Genomic DNA, 17,245 nt, shown 5'->3' on the forward strand with positions numbered 1-17,245 from the left:
CATGACTGAGATTCCCCCGACCAGGCCCGTGCACGTGAACCGTGGCGAGCGGGTCCGCTACCTCAACGGCCGCTTCTACTCGCCCGCCGACCCGCGGGCGACCGCGATGGTCACCGACGGCGCGGCCATCGCATGGCTCGGTCCCAGCGGCGACGCGCCGGCTGCGGACCGCACGGTCGACCTGGACGGCGCGCTGGTCACGCCCGCTTTCGTGGACGCGCATCTGCACGCCACCGACACCGGCCTGGCCTTCGACGGCCTGGACCTGTCCGGGGTGCGCTCGGCGCGGGAGCTGCTGGGCGCGGTCTCGGCCTTCGCCGAGACCCGGCCGGCCGACGGTGTGGTGCACGGGCACGGCTGGGACGAGTCGACCTGGACCGAGCAGACCCCGCCGACCGCGGACGAGCTCGAGCGCGCCGGCGGCGGCCGCCGGGTCTACCTGTCGCAGGCCTCGGTGCACTCCGCGCTCGCCTCGGCGTCACTGCTGCCGGCCGCACAAGGCGTGGACGGTTACGACGAGTCCGGTTGGGTGCGTGAGCAGGCGCACCACGCGGTCCGGGCGGTCGCGCTGGGCTCGCTCACGCCGGAGCAGCGGGAAGCGGCGCAGCGCACCGCGCTGTCGAAGGCGGCGTCGATGGGCATCGCCGCGGTGCACGAGTGCGGCGGTCCGGGCACGTCCAGCGAGGCCGACTTCCAGTCGGTGCTCCGGCTTTCCGGGCAGGCTCTGCCGCAGGTGTTCGGTTTCTGGGGCGAGCTGGGCGGGGCGGCGCGGGCTCGCGAGCTGGGCGCGCACGGTGCGGCCGGAGATCTGTACGCGGACGGAGCACTCGGTTCCCGCACAGCGTCGGTCCGCGCGCCCTACCTCGACGGCGACCACGGCTGCGGCGAGGCGTTCCTCACCGCCGAACAGGCCGCCGAGCACATCCTCGACTGCGCCACGATCGGCTTCCAGGCCGGTTTCCACGCGATCGGCGACGCCGCGATCGAGACCGTCCTGGAGGGTTTCGCGATCGCCGCGAAGCAGATCGGCGTGGACAAACTGCGCGAGGGCCACCACCGCATCGAGCACGTCGAGCTGATCGACAAGGCGATGATCGCCCGGATGGTCGAGTTCGGCGTGATCGCCTCGGTACAGCCGGTCTTCGACGCGCTCTGGGGCGGCCCGGACCGGATGTACGCCCAGCGCCTCGGCGTCGAACGCGCCCTGGCCAGCAATCCGATCGGGCAGATGCACGCCACCGGGGTGACCCTGGCGTTCGGCTCCGACTCGCCGGTCACCGCGCTCGACCCGTGGGCGACCGTGCTCGCGGCCGTGGCGCCGCGCAACCCGGTCTACCGGCTGGGCGTGCGGTCGGCGTTCGCGGCGAGCACCCGGGGCGGCTGGCGGGCGGCCGCGATCGGCGACGTCGGCACGCTGGCGCCGGGCGCGTCCGCGACGTTCGCGGTCTGGGAGACCCCCGGCGGGCTGAGTGAGGGCCTGCCCGCATTGCTGCCGGACGTGGACGGTGTGACGCCGGCCCGCCCGGTCTGCCGGCGCACGGTGTTGCACGGCGACACGATCTACGAGAGGTAAGGGACACAGAGAAGTGGCCGGGAAGTTAGATCTTGACCCGCAGGTGGTCGCGCGTGCGCGGGCCCTCGCGGCGCGGGCCGGACAGCCCGTCGTCGACCTGGCGCGCTCGCACACCACCGTCTCGGTGGAGCGTGCGGTGCTGCGCCTGGCCGGCGTGCAGGGCGCCGACGCGGACGGCATCCCCTGGGTGAATCGCCTGGTGGACGCCGTGCGCGAGGACGTCGGGCTGGGCCACGGGGTGGCCGTGCCGGTGTTCCACGCGCTGGCCACGTCCGGCGTCGAGGACGTGACCGTGCTGGCGCAGAAGGCGGCGGCCGGCGCGGTCCGATTCGACGTTCCGGACCGGAAGGGCGAGATCACCGCGGCCCGGCGGGCCGCTTCCCGGGCGGCCCGCGCCGGTCTGAAGCAGGTGGACCGGCGCCGGGCCGAGCGCGATCGGTTGATCAAGCGGTACGGGAATCCGGAGCAGCGCCCGTGGATCTACCTGATCGTCGCGACCGGCGACATCTACGAGGACATCCCGCAGGCGCAGGCCGCGGCCCGGGCCGGCGCCGACATCATCGCGGTGATCCGGTCCACCGGCCAGTCGCTGCTGGACTACGTGCCGGAGGGCGCCACCCGTGAGGGGTTCGCCGGCACCTACGCCACGCAGGAGAACTTCCGGCTGATGCGGGCCGCCCTCGACGAGACGTCGAAGGAGCTGGGCCGCTACATCCGGCTGACCAACTACGCGTCCGGGCTGTGCATGCCGGAGATCGCCGCGCTGGCCGGCCTGGAACGCCTCGACATGATGCTCAACGACTCGATGTACGGCATCCTGTTCCGCGACATCAACCCGATCCGCACCTTCGTCGACCAGCGGTTCTCCCGCCAGGTGCACGCCCGCGCCGGGATCATCATCAACACCGGCGAGGACAACTACCTGACCACCGCGGACGCGGTCGACGCGGCGCACACGGTGACCGTGTCACAGCTGCTCAACGAGTTCTTCGCGCACGAGGCGGGTCTCGAGGACTGGCAGCTCGGCCTGGGGCACGCCTTCGAGATCAACCCGGACCTGCCGGACTCGTTCCGGCTCGAGCTGGCGCACGCGCTGCTGGCCCGGGAGCTGTTCCCGGACGCGCCGCTGAAGTGGATGCCGCCGACCAAGCACATGACCGGCGACGTGTTCCGCGGCAACCTGCTCGACGGCTTCTTCAACCTGGCCGGCGCGCTCACCGGCCAGGGGATCCTGCTCGTCGGCATGATGACCGAGGCCGTGGTCACCCCGTGGCTCTCCGACCGGGACATCGCCCTGCAGAACGTTCGCTACGTGCTCAACGGCGCCGGAAACCTGCACGAGGACTTCACCCCCGGCCCGTTCATCCGGGGCCGCGCCGAACAGGTCCTCCACGAGGCCATCGACCTGCTCGAACGCATCGTCGACGACACCCTCATGGACGCCATCGCCGACGGCACCTTCGGCCTGATGAAGCGCCCGGCCGACCGGGGCAAGGGCCTCGACGGGGTCGCGAAGCAGGAGGACACGTACTACAACCCGGTCACGGAGGCCCTCGCGTGAGCATCATCCGGCCGTACGGGGACGCCACCGGCGACGGGATGGTGCAGCTCTCCTTCACCCTGCCGATCCCGCACGACAAGCGCGCCGAGGGCGCCGCGATCCAGCTCGCCAACAAGATGGGCATGGACCCGGCGATGCTGGTGCACGCCAAGCAGATGGGCGACGGCTTCACCTTCTTCGTCGTGTACGGCAAGGTGAACCACCTCGTCGACACCGACAAGGTGCAGGTTGTCGAACGTGACTACCCGCTGCTCAGCGCCAAAGAGGTGAACGCGGCCGTCAAGCGCAGGCTGCGGCGGCGGCTCAACGTGGTGGGCGCCTGCATCGGCACCGACGCGCACACCGTCGGCATCGACGCCATCCTGAACCTCAAGGGCATCGCGGGGGAGAAGGGCCTGGAGTACTACTCCGAGCTGTCGGTCACCAACATGGGCGCCCAGGTGTCGGTGCCGGACCTGGTGGAGACCGCGCGGGAGAAGAAGGCCGACGCGGTACTTGTCTCCCAAGTTGTCACCCAGCGCGACGCCCACCTCCAGAACACCCGGGCCATGTCCGCGGCGTTCCGGGAAGCCCTGCCGGCCGGGAAACGGCCGCTGCTGATCGTGGGCGGGCCCCGCTTCGACGAGCTGATGGCCCCCGAGCTGGGCGTCGACCGGATCTTCAGTCGCGGCACCACACCCCGGGAGGTCGCCTCCTACCTCGTCCACGCTCTGATTGGCAGCGATAAATGATCACTGTTACCCACCGTCGCTACGTGCCGTACTCGCACGCCCACTACGCCGGGAACCTGGTCGACGGGGCTTACTCGCTCGGGCTGTTCGGTGACGTCGCCACCGAGCTGTGCATCCGGCTGGACGGGGACGAGGGGCTGTTCGCGTCCTACGACGACGTGCAGTTCAAGGCGCCGATCCGGGCGGGGGACGTTCTCGAGATCACCGCCACGGTGGTGAAGCAGGGCACCCGGTCCCGCAAGATCGAGTTCACGGTGACGGTGGTGTGCCGGGGGACCGAAGGATCGGCGGCGCAGGTCCTCGACGAGCCGATCGTGGCCACCACGGCGGTCGGGACGGTGGTCGTGCCGACGAAGCCGCAGTGAGCACCGCAGTTTGCGTTGATGTCGGTTCGACGTACACCAAAGCTGCCAAGATCGACCTCAGCGGAGCGCGACTGATCGGCCGGGCCGAGGTGCCGACCACGTCCGGAACGGACGTCCTGGAAGGTTTGGACGCCGCGGTCGCCGCCGTCGGCGGCGGAGACCAGCTGTACGTGTGCTCGTCCGCGGGAGGCGGGCTGAGGCTGGCGGTGATCGGGTACGAGTCCCTGGTCACCGCCGAGGCCGGCCACCGGGTCGGCCTGTCCGCCGGAGCGCAGGTGGTGCACGTCGCCTGCGGCCCGCTGACCGGCCCGGACCTGACCGCCCTGCGCGCCGCCCGCCCGGACGTGCTGCTCCTGGTCGGCGGCACCGACGGCGGCGACGCCGAAGTGCTGCTGCACAACGCCCGGCGCCTCGGGAAGGGCCGGATCCGGATCCCGGTGGTGCTGGCCGGCAACGCCGAGGCCCGTTCCGAGGCACTCGACCTGCTGGCCGGTGTCCCGGTGACGCCGACCGCGAACGTGCTGCCCCGCATCGGCGTGCTCGACCCGGCGCCGGCCCGTGCGGCCATCCGGGAGGTCTTCCTGCGGCACGTCATCGGCGGGAAACGGCTGTCCAAGGGCCGGCGGTTCGCGCAGTTGGTGCGGGCCGCCACCCCGGACGCGGTCCTCGCCGGGGTGGAACTGCTGGCGGACGTGACCGGCACCGGAGTTCTGGTGGTGGACGTCGGTGGAGCCACCACCGACGTCTACTCGGCGCTCCTGCCCGACGCGGAGAGCGAGAGCGGCCCGCGCCGGGATGTGGCCGGGACGCTGTGGCGGGCCCGGACCGTCGAGGGTGATCTCGGCGTGGCCGTCGGCGCCGCCGGCACGCGGGCCGCTGCCGTCACCGAGAAGCTTCCCCCACCCAAGAATGATCTTGATCTCGCGGCGGCCGCGGCGGTGATCGCGTTGCGGCGGCACGCCCGCGGGCACTCGCCCGGACCGGGGCAGCCGCGCACCGGCGGGCGCGATCTCCGAGACGTTCGCCTCGTGATCGGATCCGGCGGAGTATTACGGCATGGTGGCGGTCGTCACGTCCTCGACACCTTGCTTGCCGACGTCGGTGGTGGATGGGCGCCGCCGGAACGTGCCAAGACTGTGGTGGATCTTAAGTACGTCCTTGCTGCTGCGGGCCTGCTTGCCGTGGATCATCCGCAGGTCGCGGCGGGTCTGCTCGGTAGCTCGATCCGGTAGGAGCGGTGACACGCCGATGAATGCGACACGCCGGGACGCGGAACTCCTGGTTGACAGCAAGCCGGTCCCTGGACGTACCGTCTTCAGGTCGTGTTCACGGCGAGCGGTTGTGATCCGCTTCGTTCCTTCACCCACTGGCCGCAGTCCTCGCTGGGGTCGCGCGTTCAGCCAGGTCCAGGGGGAGAAGGTGCGCGGGGCGGCGCGGACCGGGCCGCGTTCAGGTGGTCTCTCCGGAGTCCGATCATGGCCAGTAGACAACGGCACGGCGCGCGCATCCGGCGCGTGGCGCGTCGGTCCGAAGGTCATCGAGAGGTCGCCGGGCCCACCGGCCGGGGACAGACGGAAGCACCCGAGGGGCGTGGCCGAACCGTGGCCGCGCCCCTCCGTCATCGCAGGCCAGAGCCGGGTAGCCTGCGTCCCGTGGAAATGACGATGCCGCCGCCCGCCCTCGCCGACCCCGGCGCTCCAGCCGTGCCACCCGGCCGGCCGCTGCGCCTGCCGGTCGCGGTGGCACTGGCGGTCGCCGCGGGTCTCGCGCTGCTGCTGGCGCTCCCGCCGTACGACCTGTGGTGGCTCGCCCCGGCCGGGGTTGCCCTGCTCGCGGCGGCGACCCACCGGCGGCGGCTGCGGGCCGGCTACGGCCTCGGCGCCATCACCGGCCTCGTGCTCTTCGTGCCGCTGCTGGAGTGGACCACGATCGGCGCAGGCTGGCTGCCGTGGATCATCCTGTCCGTGGCCCAGGGACTGATCCTCGGCCTGATCGGGCTGGCCGGGGCCTGGCTGTCCCCGCTGGTCGACCGGTGGCGGGCCCTGTGGCCGCTGATCACCGGGCTGCTCTGGACCACGCAGGAGTTCGTTCGCGACCAGGCCCCGTTCGGCGGATTCCCGTGGGGCCGGCTCGCGTTCAGCCAGGGCGACGCGCCCACGCTGCGGCTGGCCGCGTACGCCGGCGCGCCGCTCGTCACCTTCGCCGTGGCCGCGGCCGGCGGCGCCCTCGTCGCGCTGGCCTGGCGGCGGTGGAGCCCGCGCGGGCTGCTCGCGGCCGGCGGGTTCGCGGCGACCGCGGTAGTCCTGATGGCCGGACCGGCCGCGCTGCCGGTCGCTTCTCCCGCCGCCAAGACCAGCACTGTTGCGCTCGTCCAGGGCAACGTGCCCCGCCTCGGCCTGGACTTCAACGCCCAGCGGCGGGCTGTCCTGGACAACCACGTCAACGCCACCAAGCAGCTCGCCGTCGACGTCGCCGCCGGCAAGCAGAAGCAGCCCGACCTGGTCGTCTGGCCGGAGAACTCCAGCGACATCGACCCGCTGCGCAACGCCGACGCCGCCGCGCTGATCCAGTCGGCCGCCGACGCGATCGGCGCGCCCATCCTGGTCGGCACCCTGCAGCGCACCGACGTGCCCGGCGACATCTACAACGTCGGCATCCTGTGGAACCCGGGCACCGGCCCCGACCTCGACCAGCAGTACGAGAAGCGGCACCCGGTCCCTTTCGCCGAATACATGCCGATGCGCTCGATCGCCCGGCTCGTCACCGACAAGGTCGACCTGGTCCGCAACATGCTGCCCGGCGACGCGCCCGGCGTGATCGACACCGGAGCCGGGGTGCTCGGGGACGTGATCTGCTTCGAGGTCGCCTACGACGGCATCGTCCGGGACACCGTGACCGGTGGGGCGGAGCTGCTCGCCGTACAGACCAACAACGCCACCTTCAACGAGGCCGAGGCCCTCCAGCAGCTCGCCATGGTCCGGTTGCGGGCCGTTGAGCACGGGCGGGACGCCCTGATGGTGTCCACCGTCGGGGTGTCCGCTTTCGTGGACACCGAAGGAGATGTACACGGTTCTACCGGTTTCAACACTGCTGCGGTGGTGGTCCGTGACATCCACCTGGGTGGACCGCGTACGCTGGCGACTCGTTCGGGCATCTGGCCCGAGGTGGTGGCCGTCGTCCTGACGGCTGTCGCGCTCGCCGGCGTGCTCCCCCTGCGCCGTCGGCGTGACAATGGGAGCAACGGCGAAGAACAGGTTACGGAGGAACGGTGAGCGCGGCGGAAGGCTACCCGGGAGTCGGACGTGTCCTCGTGATCATCCCGACGTACAACGAGTCGGACAACGTGCGGGCGATCACCGAGCGGACGCGCAAAGCTGTTCCCGACGTCGACATCCTGGTCGCCGACGACAACTCGCCGGACGGCACCGGCGCCATCGCCGACGAGCTCGCCCTCCACGACGACCACATCTTCGTGCTGCACCGGACCGGCAAGGAAGGCCTGGGTGCGGCCTACAAGGCCGGTTTCGCCTGGGCCAAGGACAAGGGGTACGACGCGGTCGTCGAAATGGACGCGGACGGCTCGCACGCCCCGGAGGAGCTGTCCGTGATCCTCGACGCGCTGGTCGACCACGACGTGGTCCTCGGCACCCGGTACATCCCGGGCGGCAGCGTGCACAACTGGCCGATCCATCGGCTGCTCCTGTCGCGTGGCGGCAACATCTACATCCGGACCGCGCTGGGCATGCCGTTCAAGGACGCGACCGGCGGCTACCGGGCGTACCGGATCGGTGTTCTCGACGAGATCGACGTGGCGACCATCGCCTCCACGGGGTACTCCTTCCAGGTGGAGATGGCGTGGCGGTCGTACCGGCAGGGGTTCCGGATGATCGAGGTGCCGATCACGTTCACCGAACGCGAACACGGCGTCAGCAAGATGAGCGGCAACATTTTCAAGGAACAGCTGCTCAGGGTCACCCTGTGGGGTGCGCAGGCGCGCAAGGAGAGCCTGTTCGAACTCCTCAACCGCAAACCGCGACAGGGTTCCACCTGGCCGTGAGGTGGCATGCTTGACGCGGGCCCGGTTTCACGTTTCGGGCCCGGGACCCCCGGAGGACGAGCAATGCGGCGAAGCAGACTGGCCTACCTACCGATCGCATTTCCGCTGCTGGCGTTCGCGGAGATCATGACGTTCCTGCTGGTGGCCAACGCCATCGGCACCGGCTGGGCGCTGCTGCTGGCGATCGTCTGCAGCATCGCCGGTTTCGCCCTGCTGCGCCGCGAAGGCATCCGCGGCTGGCACGCCTTCCAGGACGCGGCCCGCGCCGGCCGCCCGCCCGGCGCCGAGGTGACGAACTCGCTGGTCGGCCTGGGCGGCGCCCTCCTGCTGGCCATCCCCGGCTTCCTGACCGGCGTGGCCGGCCTGTTCCTGCTGCTGCCGCCCGGCCGCCGCCTGGCCCGCCGCGGCGTCGAACGCTTCACCCAGCGCAACCTCGGCGGCGCGGTCACCAGCGACCTGTTCGGCCCCCGCAAGGTCCGCGTCCACAGCGGCGACCCGGTCACCGTCGTCGTCCGCGACGACGACCCCCGCCCGCCGGCCGGCGCCATCGAGGGCGAAATCGTCCGCTGACCACCTCACACCCCGCCGACCCGCGGCGGTGCGCTCCCAACCACGCCTGAGCGGCGGCTGAGTTCAACCAGCCGTCGCTCAGGCTGGTTAGGGCTCGTCGATTTTTAACTCGCTGTTTTGATCAAGGCGGGTGCGGTGAATCCGGCGGCGCGGGTGTGAGCGGCGAGGTCGGTGTGGTTGGTGAGGCGGATGTTGCTGGGTTCGATGGGGTGCTGGATTTGGGTGAGCAGGGTGCGGGTGTTGCGGATGGCGACGTTGATGGTGGTGCCGGCGACGCCGAACAGATCGGCGATGACCTTGCGGGGCAGTTGGTAGCGGTCGTGGAGCAAGGTGGCCAGTAGTTGGTGGCTGAGGGTGACGCGGATCTTGCGGCCGCCGCCGCGGGGCCGGGCGTGGCCGCGCAGGTTGTGCAGGAACGCTTCGTGTTGGGCTTGATGGGGAACGGTGAGCCGGTTGATCAGGTCGTTCCATGCGCTGTCGGGCATGCCGGTGATGGCCGGGTGCACCAGCGCGGCCAGGTGATGCAGCGGTGGTAGGGCTGTCGCGGGTTCGCCGGCGGGTGTGGCCGGGTCGGGGCGCAGGGTGTAGTTCCAGTCGCCGTGCCAGTCGTGACGGTCGATGGCCAGGGTGCTCATCTGCTCGTCGGTGATGACGACGCCGGTCGGGTAGTGGCCGGTGTCGAGTTCGGCGTGCACGCGCAGCCCGCTGCTGGTGGTGGTCGCGGCGATCGTGTGGACGATGGTCTCGTGGCTGGTCAGGGGTCGTGCCCGCCAGTTCATCGAGATGTGGGCGAACAAGCGATGCTCGATACGGTTCCATTTACTGGTGCCGGGCGGGAAGTGGCAGACGGTGATCGGTAGCCCGATTTCGGCGGCGAGAGCGGCCAGATCCGTTTTCCAGGCGCGAGTGCGGTAGCCGTTGGATCCGCCGGCGTCCGCGGTGATCAAGAGCCGTCCGGCGTTCGGGTAGCGGTCACGGCCGTAGCCGTCCCACCAGCGGCGCAGAGTGGCGACGGCGAACGCGGCGGTGTTGTGGTCGGTGCCGACGGCGACCCAGCCGGTGTCGGCGGCCAGGTCGTAGACCCCGTAGGGGATCACCTGTCCCAGCTGCGGATCGGCGAAGTCGTGGGTGCGGACTACGGCCGGCTCACCGGCAGGCCGCCACTCGCGGCCCTTGTTCGCGAACGCGCCGACGAGTTCCTTCTTCTTCGTATCGACGCTGACGACCGGGTCACCGCTGGACAGATAATCCTTGACCTGCTCGTTGATGTAGCCGAACTGGGCGTCGCGGTCGGGATGGCGTCTGCCTTCCAGAGTCTTGGCATTGCCCTGAAGGCTGAATCCCTCACCGTGCAGCAGAGCAGCGATCGTGTCCGGCCCGGCCTTATGACCCCGCCCGGCCAGTTCCTGCGCAAGGTGGCGCAACGACTTCGTCGTCCATCGCAGCGGCGACATCGGGTCCCCCCGCTCGTCCGGCTCGACCAGCCCCAACAACGCCGGCATCAGAGCGGGATCATGTTCGGTCACCGGCTTCCGGCCGCCACCGGCACGGCGGACCCGGCCCAGCGGCGCCACCCCGGCCTCCAACTCATCGACGCCCGCAGCCACCGTGCCCTCCCGGACCCCGGCAGCTCGCGCTACCGCCCGGATCCCGCCATGCCCCAGCACCCGAGCCTCAGCACCCAGCAGCAACCGGCGTTGCCGCTCGTCCAGATGCGGCAAGATCACCTCAAACTTCGCTGCCAGCCTGCCCCGTTCCTCCTCCGATACCGCCATAACAGATCAACGCATCGAAATCCGCCAAGCAACGGCTTGTTCTTCGACGAGCCCTTATGGGCTAGTGGTTTGGTGCGTGGGCGGCGGCTGAGCCGGACCGGCCGCCGCTGGGGCTGGTTATGGGGCCGCCTGTGGGGTGCGTGGACGGCGGCTGGTAGCCATGGGCGCAGCCTGGACAGTGGATATGCGAAAGGGCCGCCCCGGAGTGCCGGGGCGGCCCTTTCGATCAGTGCTCAGCGGCCGCGGCGGGTGCGGACCTCCTGGAGCCGCTCGTTGAGGATGTCCTCGAGCTCGGCGATCGAACGCCGCTCGAGCAGCATGTCCCAGTGGGTGCGCGGCGGCTTCGCCTTCTTCTGCTCCGGCTCGCTGCCGTCGACCAGACGGGCCACGCTGCCGTCGAACTTGCACTCCCAGGTGGTGGGCACCTCGGCGTCGACAGCGAACGGGACCTCGAACTGGTGACCCTTGACGCAGAGGTACTCACGGGTCTGTCGGGGCGCAAGCTCGGTGTTACGGTCGGACTCGTAGCTGACTGCGCCTAGACGGCTGCCGCGCAGCATGCGTTCGCCCATGATCGGCTTTCCCCTCGCTCGTGGTGCTGCTCTCGTTGGTGTAACGAAAGGGGCGGCCGCTGGATTCCTGCCATCAGCGATGAGAACCGGGCCGCCAAAGTCTGTCGGTGCCTGTCAGATACCGCCGGTATCGGCGGTGTTAACGCTATGAGCGTAACCGGCCACACCCGTTACCCGGCAAATTGAACCGGCTTCCGAGTGGACCTTGGTCCACTTTATGGTCATTTGCCACTTGTGCGGGTGGTGCGATGTCGGTCACTCACTCTGATTCACCGGTAATTAACTCACCCTTTGGTTAGCAGGCGGTCGGCCCCCGGTAGCGATCTGGTAGCAGGCCCGCCGGCAATTGGGCGATCTTGTCCCGATCTGCGCCGCAGCCTTACGTGATAAATCTCGCCCTGTCGATAGTCGGACGCTGTGATGCGGTCGGCGCAGGAGATCAGCTCCCGCCGGACGGCACCGACTGAGCCGGCGCGGCCGACTGAGCCGGCGCGGCCGCCTGAGCCGGCGCGGCCGACTGAGCCGGCGCGGCCGACTGGGAAGGCGCGGCCGACTGGGAAGGCGCGGGTGGGTGCGCCGCGCCGAGGGAGGCCAGGGCCGACGCGAGGTCGCTGACCTGCGAGGTCAGCTGGGCGACCCGCTCGTGGGCGGTGTCGGCCTCGGACCGGGCAGCAGCGAGGCGGCGCTCCAGATCGGCGTGATCCGAGGCGGAACGCTTGAGCTCCTCGACGGTTCGGCGGAGGTCGTCCTGCGAGGTCAGGGCCGCGGCGAGTTCCGCACGGACGGCGGACGCCTCCGCGCGCGCCTGTTGCGCCTGAGCAGAGGCCTCGTCCCGCTCCTGAGCCGCGACGTCCGCGCGCTTGACGGCTTGCTCGGCTTCGGTTCGCGCCTGGGACGCCGAGGCCTTGAGGTCGGCAATCTCCGCTTGAGAGCGTTTTTGCGCCGCTTCGGCCGTACGCCGGAAATCTGTAGCTTCCTTGAGCGCGGTGGCCAGATCGCGTTCCGCGGTGTCGCGCTGGCCGCGGGTCTCCTGGAGGTCGCGGCGCGTCGTCTCGAGTTCGTCGGCCGCGGCATCGCGTTCGGTCTCGGCTCGTTCGCGTAGCGCGGCGGCCGCGGTTGCCGTGCGCACTGCCTCGTCCCGCGCCGCTGCGGCCTCCTGGGCGCGCTTGCCGGCCTCCTCGGCGGCCCGTTCCGCGTCGGCGGCCCGGTGCCGTGCCTCGTCGCGTTCCGCGGTTGCCGCGGCGGCGATCTGCTGGGCCGCGGCGGTCGCGGTGGCGGCCTGCTCGGCGTCGCGGCGGGCGTCGTCCCGCTCGGCGTGCGCGGCCGCTACCTGCCGGGACGTCTCGGCGCGCACCTCGGCGACCTGACGCTCCACGCCCGCCGGGGACATCTCCGAGTGCAACGCTTCGGTCAGCGTGCCCACCAGGGTGTCCAGGCGGTCGACGACCTCCCAGGTGCGGGCTACCGAGCCGGCCAGGCCGGGGGAGGAGCGGTGCCGCATCCGCACGTTGCGGGAGGCCCGCTGGCATTCGCCGTCGTTGTCGCGGCAGTAGCGGAACGGCCGCCCGGCGGAGGCGCGCTGCGGCACGGGGCGGCCGCAGTGCGCGCAGGGGCGGGTCTCGGTGTCGGTCTCCGGTGCAGTCATAGCGGGATCAACCCTAGGCGCGCGGGCGGCGCGCGCCCGGCAACCACACCGGAGCGTGATCAGCGCAAGCTGAGCAGGTGGGCGATTTGCACGGTACGCCGGACAGCGTCCTCATCGCGCCGGGACCGATGTGGCCGTCGACCTGCTGGATGGTGAAGAGCTCGTCGCCGCGGGCCGTCCACGGCGGGATCTCGCCGGAGAGGTGGGCCTGGCGGAGTTCGGCGCGGTTGAGCAGCGGCGCCGGCTGTGAGGTGCCCGTCGCGCGGCTGACATCGCGGTGGCGTCTACTGGTCGCGTGCAGTCCTTCACCCTCGGCGCGGCCGCGTCGCATCGGCATCCGGTCGGCATGGCCTGGTCCCGGGCCTACGACCTGGCCCGGGACACGCCGCGCCCGCTGCCCGCCGAACCGGCCGAGGTGAACTCGGCGCTCGGCCGGGTCCTCGCCGAACCGGTCTGTGCCGCGGTGCCGGTGCCGGCCTTCGACTGCGCGGCCATGGACGGCTACGCCGTGGCCGGCCCTGGTCCGTGGACCGTGATCGGCCGGGTTCTCGCCGGCGCCGCCGGTCCGGGGGAGTTGGCGGCCGGGACGGGGGTCGAGATCGGCACCGGGGCGCCGGTTCCGGACGGGGCCGAGGCGGTGCTGCCGTACGAGGACTGCCGGCGAGAAGGAGCGATCGTCACCGGCAGGCTCGGCCCGCGCAGCCACATTCGGCGGGTGGGTGAGGACGGGCCGGCCGGGGATCTGGTTGTGCCGGCCGGGAGAACGGTGACCGCCACAGTTGCGGCTGCGGCGGTGCAGGCCGGGGTCGAGCAGGTTCTCGCGTACCGGCGGCCGACGGTGACACTGCTGGTCACCGGGGACGAGGTGATCACCGCGGGTCTGCCGGGGCCGGGGCAGGTGCGGGATTCGTTCACCGGGCTGGTCGGCGCGGTGACCTCGCGGGCCGGTGGAGAGCTGACGGAGCGTCGCCACCTGCGGGACGACGCGGCACTTCTGCGTGACGCGCTCGACGCGGGGACCGATGTCATCGTGGTGAGCGGCTCGTCGTCGCGCGGGGCCGCCGACCACCTGCACGCCGTGCTTGAAGAGCGGCGGGCCACCTGGCACGTGCGGGGTGTCGCCTGCCGGCCGGGACATCCGCAGGGCCTCGCCGAGCTTCCGGACGGGCGGTGGGTGGTCAGCCTGCCCGGGAACCCGTACGCCGGGCTGGTCGCGGCGCTCACGCTGCTCGAACCGCTGCTGCACACGCTCGGCGGGCGAGTCACCGGGCCGCTGCCGCGACGGCCGGTGACCGGGGCGGCCCGGTTGATGCGGGACGGCGTACGCGTCGTACCGGTGCTGTGGGACGGCCGCATCGTCGGAGGCAGCGGCGCCGCCGGTCTGCGTGCTGCCGCGGCGGCGGACGCGCTCGCCGTGCTGCCCGCCGGCTGGATCGACGGCGACGCGGCGGTGACGCTCGCCCTACCATGATCGTCGATGCGGACGAAGCGCTCTCCCACCTTCGCCACGGCCGGCCTCGCCGTGGCCACGATCCTGGCCGTCGCGGCCCGGATTCTGGGTGAGTGGTTTCCCGGGTGGGCCGTTCTGCTGCTGCTCACCGTCGTCCTGGGCGCGGGACTGACGGTGCTGGGACAACGGGAACTGCTGCGCCGCCGCGCTCAGGCGTGGGCAGCGTCCGCCGGCTGGACTGCCGTCGCGCGCGACGACCGGCTCTGGCCCTGGCAGGGGCTGCAGCTCCACGGCGAGGTGCGGGTGGAGCGGGCCTGGACGCGGGACGTGGACGGATTTGCGGTGACCACCGGCGAGATCCGGTGGACGGGCGGCGCGCTGTCCGGCGCCGTTCTGCCGCGGCACGGCAAGGGCGCGTTCGTGGTGGTCCGGCTGCCGCGGGCGGTGCCGGACATGGCGGTGCGGTTGCCGTACCGGTTCGTCGGGGACTGGCCGCGGCAGACCGAACCCGAGGTGCGGCAGGCTTTTCTGGACGGCCGGATCCCGCCGTGGACCGTACGCGAGGGCGAGCTTTTCACCATTGAGCCGCAGGACGGACTGTTCCTGGATCCGGACGTTCTGGATCGTGCGGTGCGGCGGGCGCTGCTCGCCGTACGGATGCTCGAACTTGATCTTTTGGATTGATGATCATGTCGGTTATCCGACGGTGCCCGGACAACGGTGCGGACCTGCCCGAAATCTCGCAAAATGTGGGCCGATCCGGCTTGGTGCAGGTGGCGGGCCTGCCATACCCTGTGGGCCCGGCAGCGAGGGGGAGGGGCGCGGGTGACGGTGGCGACCGTGGTGTTCCTGGTGATCGGCGGGGTGGGGATCGCGCTACTGGCGTTCGCTCTGCTCGGCGGGGAACTGGCGCACATCGGCAACATCAGCGCGGACGGGCTGGTCTCTCTCGAGGCGATCGCCGGATTCCTGGGCGCGTTCGGGTTCGCCGGCGCGATCACCTCGGAGCTGCTCGATGCGCGTACCCCCGGATTGATCGCCGCCTCCGCGGCGGTGGCCGCCGTGGCCGCGGTGATTGCCGCCTGGCTCGCGCTGAAGCTGTCCCGCGCGGCCCGCGACATGCCGACCGACGCCACCCCCACCCGGCAGCACCTCGTCGGCACGCTCGGCGTGGTGGTCACGCCGGTGCCCGCCGGCAGCGGCTACGGCGAGGTGCGGATCCGGCTCGGCGGGCAGCCGGTGAAACTCAACGCCCGCGCCGACCAGGCCCTGCCGGCCGGCACCCAGATCTTCGTGGTGGAAGCACCCACCGACACCTCCGTCGTCGTCGAGGCGACGCCAACCCCCGGAAGGGCATAAATGTCACCACTGCTGATCGCGATCGGCGGCGCGTTGCTGCTGATCATCCTGCTCGTGCTGTTCGTGCTCTCCCGGATCAAGGTGGCCGGGCCGAACGAGGCGTTCATCATCACCGGGCGCAAGGGCCGGGTGACGCAGTCGGCGGACGGCACCAGCAGCACCGACCTGTCCGGTCAGAAGGTCGTGATGGGCGCCTCGGTGTTCGTCATGCCGGTCGTGCAGCGTCTCCAGTCCCTCGACCTGTCCAGCCGCCGCATCGACGTCAGCATCAAGGGCGCGGTGTCGAAGCAGGGCATCCGCGCCGAGCTGCACGGCGTCGCCATCGTCAAGGTCGGCGGCACCGAGGACGCGATCCGCGCCGCCGCCCAGCGGTTCCTGCACCAGCAGGCCGAGATCGAGGACTTCACCCGTGAGGTGCTCGCCGGCGCGCTGCGCTCGATCGTCGGCCGGCTGACCGTCGAGGAGATCATCCGGGACCGGGCGGCGTTCGCCAGCGCGGTCGCCGAGGAGGCCGAGCACTCGATGACCAACCAGGGTCTGGTGCTCGACACGTTCCAGCTGCAGGACATCCTGGCCGAAGGGTCGTACCTGCAGGACCTGGGCCGGCCCGAGGCCGCCCGCGTGCTCAAGGACGCGGCGATCGCCGAGGCCCGCGCCCGGCAGGCCGCCGAGCAGGAGCGGCTGCTCGCCGAGGAGGCCATCGCCGAGGCGCAGCGCAACCTGAACCTCAAGCAGGCCTCCATCGCTGCCGAGATCGACGCCGCCAAGGCCAAGTCGGCGGCCGCCGGCCCGCTCGCCCAGGCGGAGCGGGACCAGGCGATCCTCGCCGAACAGCAGAAGGTCGCCGAGCAGAACGCCGAGCTCAAGCAGCGCCAGCTCGACACCGAGGTGCGCAAGCCGGCCGACGCGGCGCGGTACAAGGTCGAGCAGGAGGCCGAGGCGGCCCGCAACGCGTCGGTCATCGGCGCCGACGCGCAGCGGCAGGCCACCATCGCGGCCGCTCAGGCGTCAGCGGAGCAGGCGCGGCTCACCGGTGAGGGTGAGCGGGCCCGCCGGGCCGCGCTCGCCGAGGCGCACGCCATCGAGGGTGCCAAGGATGGTGAGGCGGAGCAGCGCCGGCGTACCGCGATCGCCGACGCGATCGAGCGTGAGGGCGCGGCCGAGGCCGCGGCCATCCTGGCCCGTGGGCAGGCGGAGGCCGAGGCGATGGCGCGCAAGGCCGAGGCATTCGCGGCGTACGGTGAAGCGGCCGTTCTCGACCTGCTGGTGAAGGTGCTGCCGCAGGTCGTCGAGGCGGCCAGCGCGCCGATGGGTGCGATCGACAAGATGACGGTAATCTCGACGGACGGCGCTTCGTCGCTGACCAAGTCGGTCGCCAACAACGTGGCCCAGGGCCTGCAGCTCGGCAGCGACCTGACCGGCGTCGACCTGACCGGCCTGCTCGCCAAGCTCGGCGCCGCCGGGGTGCGGGGCACCAGCGAGGCGAACGGCCGCGAGATCGAGTAGCCGTTCTTTCGCCGGGCCGGCCCGCGTGTGGTGGGCCGGCCCCGTGCCGGGCTGGTCCGCGTGTGGCGTGGCCGGCCCGCT

The 17,245-nt window shown here is 71.4% G+C and carries 15 protein-coding genes; 12 read left to right on the forward strand and 3 right to left on the reverse strand.

What is annotated here, in order from left to right:
• Position 1 precedes the first annotated feature (1 nt).
• The 8 genes from OHA21_RS04675 to OHA21_RS04710 all read left to right on the forward strand — a co-directional run bounded on the left by OHA21_RS04675 (position 2) and on the right by OHA21_RS04710 (position 8,857).
• A complete protein-coding gene (locus OHA21_RS04675) occupies positions 2-1,573 on the forward strand; it encodes an amidohydrolase (protein WP_442875067.1) in 1,572 nt (523 codons plus the stop codon).
• Positions 1,574-1,586: 13 nt separating this feature from the next.
• Complete coding sequence (locus OHA21_RS04680) at positions 1,587-3,134, forward strand: lysine 5,6-aminomutase subunit alpha (RefSeq protein WP_328470488.1); 1,548 nt, start codon at positions 1,587-1,589, stop codon at positions 3,132-3,134.
• The gene (locus OHA21_RS04685; RefSeq protein WP_328470490.1) at positions 3,131-3,865 is read left to right on the forward strand and encodes an OAM dimerization domain-containing protein; all 735 of its coding nucleotides are present in this window, start codon (positions 3,131-3,133) and stop codon (positions 3,863-3,865) included. The genes OHA21_RS04680 and OHA21_RS04685 overlap by 4 nt, the downstream gene beginning before the upstream one ends.
• Positions 3,862-4,230, forward strand: a complete 369-nt coding sequence (locus OHA21_RS04690; protein ID WP_328470492.1) for a hotdog domain-containing protein — start codon at positions 3,862-3,864, stop codon at positions 4,228-4,230. The genes OHA21_RS04685 and OHA21_RS04690 overlap by 4 nt, the downstream gene beginning before the upstream one ends.
• Positions 4,227-5,462 carry a glutamate mutase L gene (locus tag OHA21_RS04695; protein WP_328470494.1) on the forward strand — a complete coding sequence of 412 codons (1,236 nt, stop codon included), beginning with the start codon at positions 4,227-4,229 and terminating at the stop codon, positions 5,460-5,462. Before OHA21_RS04690 ends, OHA21_RS04695 begins: the two co-directional genes overlap by 4 nt.
• Before the next feature lie 426 nt (positions 5,463-5,888).
• Positions 5,889-7,502, forward strand: coding sequence for an apolipoprotein N-acyltransferase (gene lnt / locus OHA21_RS04700; protein ID WP_328478296.1), 1,614 nt, complete (start codon positions 5,889-5,891; stop codon positions 7,500-7,502).
• Positions 7,499-8,287 (forward strand): polyprenol monophosphomannose synthase, encoded by a 789-nt coding sequence (locus OHA21_RS04705; protein WP_328470496.1) that lies wholly within the window; start codon positions 7,499-7,501, stop codon positions 8,285-8,287. The genes lnt and OHA21_RS04705 overlap by 4 nt, the downstream gene beginning before the upstream one ends.
• Positions 8,288-8,350: 63 nt before the next feature.
• The gene (locus tag OHA21_RS04710; protein ID WP_328470498.1) at positions 8,351-8,857 is read left to right on the forward strand and encodes an FxsA family protein; all 507 of its coding nucleotides are present in this window, start codon (positions 8,351-8,353) and stop codon (positions 8,855-8,857) included.
• A gap of 104 nt (positions 8,858-8,961) precedes the next feature.
• Here OHA21_RS04710 and OHA21_RS04715 read toward each other — a convergent pair whose 3' ends face one another.
• The 3 genes from OHA21_RS04715 to OHA21_RS04725 all read right to left on the reverse strand — a co-directional run bounded on the left by OHA21_RS04715 (position 8,962) and on the right by OHA21_RS04725 (position 12,849).
• Positions 8,962-10,632 (reverse strand): ISAzo13 family transposase, encoded by a 1,671-nt coding sequence (locus tag OHA21_RS04715; RefSeq protein WP_442875064.1) that lies wholly within the window; start codon positions 10,630-10,632, stop codon positions 8,962-8,964.
• Positions 10,633-10,865: 233 nt separating this feature from the next.
• Entirely contained in the window at positions 10,866-11,204 is a 339-nt protein-coding gene (locus OHA21_RS04720) for an RNA polymerase-binding protein RbpA (RefSeq protein WP_014689763.1), read from the reverse strand.
• A 439-nt stretch (positions 11,205-11,643) separates the two neighbouring features.
• Positions 11,644-12,849, reverse strand: coding sequence for a serine/threonine protein kinase (locus tag OHA21_RS04725; protein ID WP_328470517.1), 1,206 nt, complete (start codon positions 12,847-12,849; stop codon positions 11,644-11,646).
• Positions 12,850-13,144: 295 nt separating this feature from the next.
• On the opposite strand from OHA21_RS04725, the gene OHA21_RS04730 reads away from it, so the two are divergent.
• From OHA21_RS04730 to OHA21_RS04745, 4 genes are all read left to right on the forward strand, one after another.
• Positions 13,145-14,320, forward strand: a complete 1,176-nt coding sequence (locus OHA21_RS04730) for a molybdopterin molybdotransferase MoeA (RefSeq protein ID WP_328470519.1) — start codon at positions 13,145-13,147, stop codon at positions 14,318-14,320.
• A gap of 6 nt (positions 14,321-14,326) precedes the next feature.
• A complete protein-coding gene (locus tag OHA21_RS04735) occupies positions 14,327-14,983 on the forward strand; it encodes a hypothetical protein (RefSeq protein WP_328470521.1) in 657 nt (218 codons plus the stop codon).
• 141 nt (positions 14,984-15,124) lie between these two features.
• Positions 15,125-15,658 (forward strand): NfeD family protein, encoded by a 534-nt coding sequence (locus tag OHA21_RS04740; RefSeq protein WP_328470523.1) that lies wholly within the window; start codon positions 15,125-15,127, stop codon positions 15,656-15,658.
• A complete protein-coding gene (locus tag OHA21_RS04745) occupies positions 15,659-17,164 on the forward strand; it encodes a flotillin family protein (protein WP_328470525.1) in 1,506 nt (501 codons plus the stop codon). It begins immediately after the preceding gene.
• The last annotated feature ends 81 nt before the right edge of the window (positions 17,165-17,245 follow it).

This window comes from Actinoplanes sp. NBC_00393 (assembly GCF_036053395.1).
Lineage (GTDB): Bacteria > Actinomycetota > Actinomycetes > Mycobacteriales > Micromonosporaceae > Actinoplanes.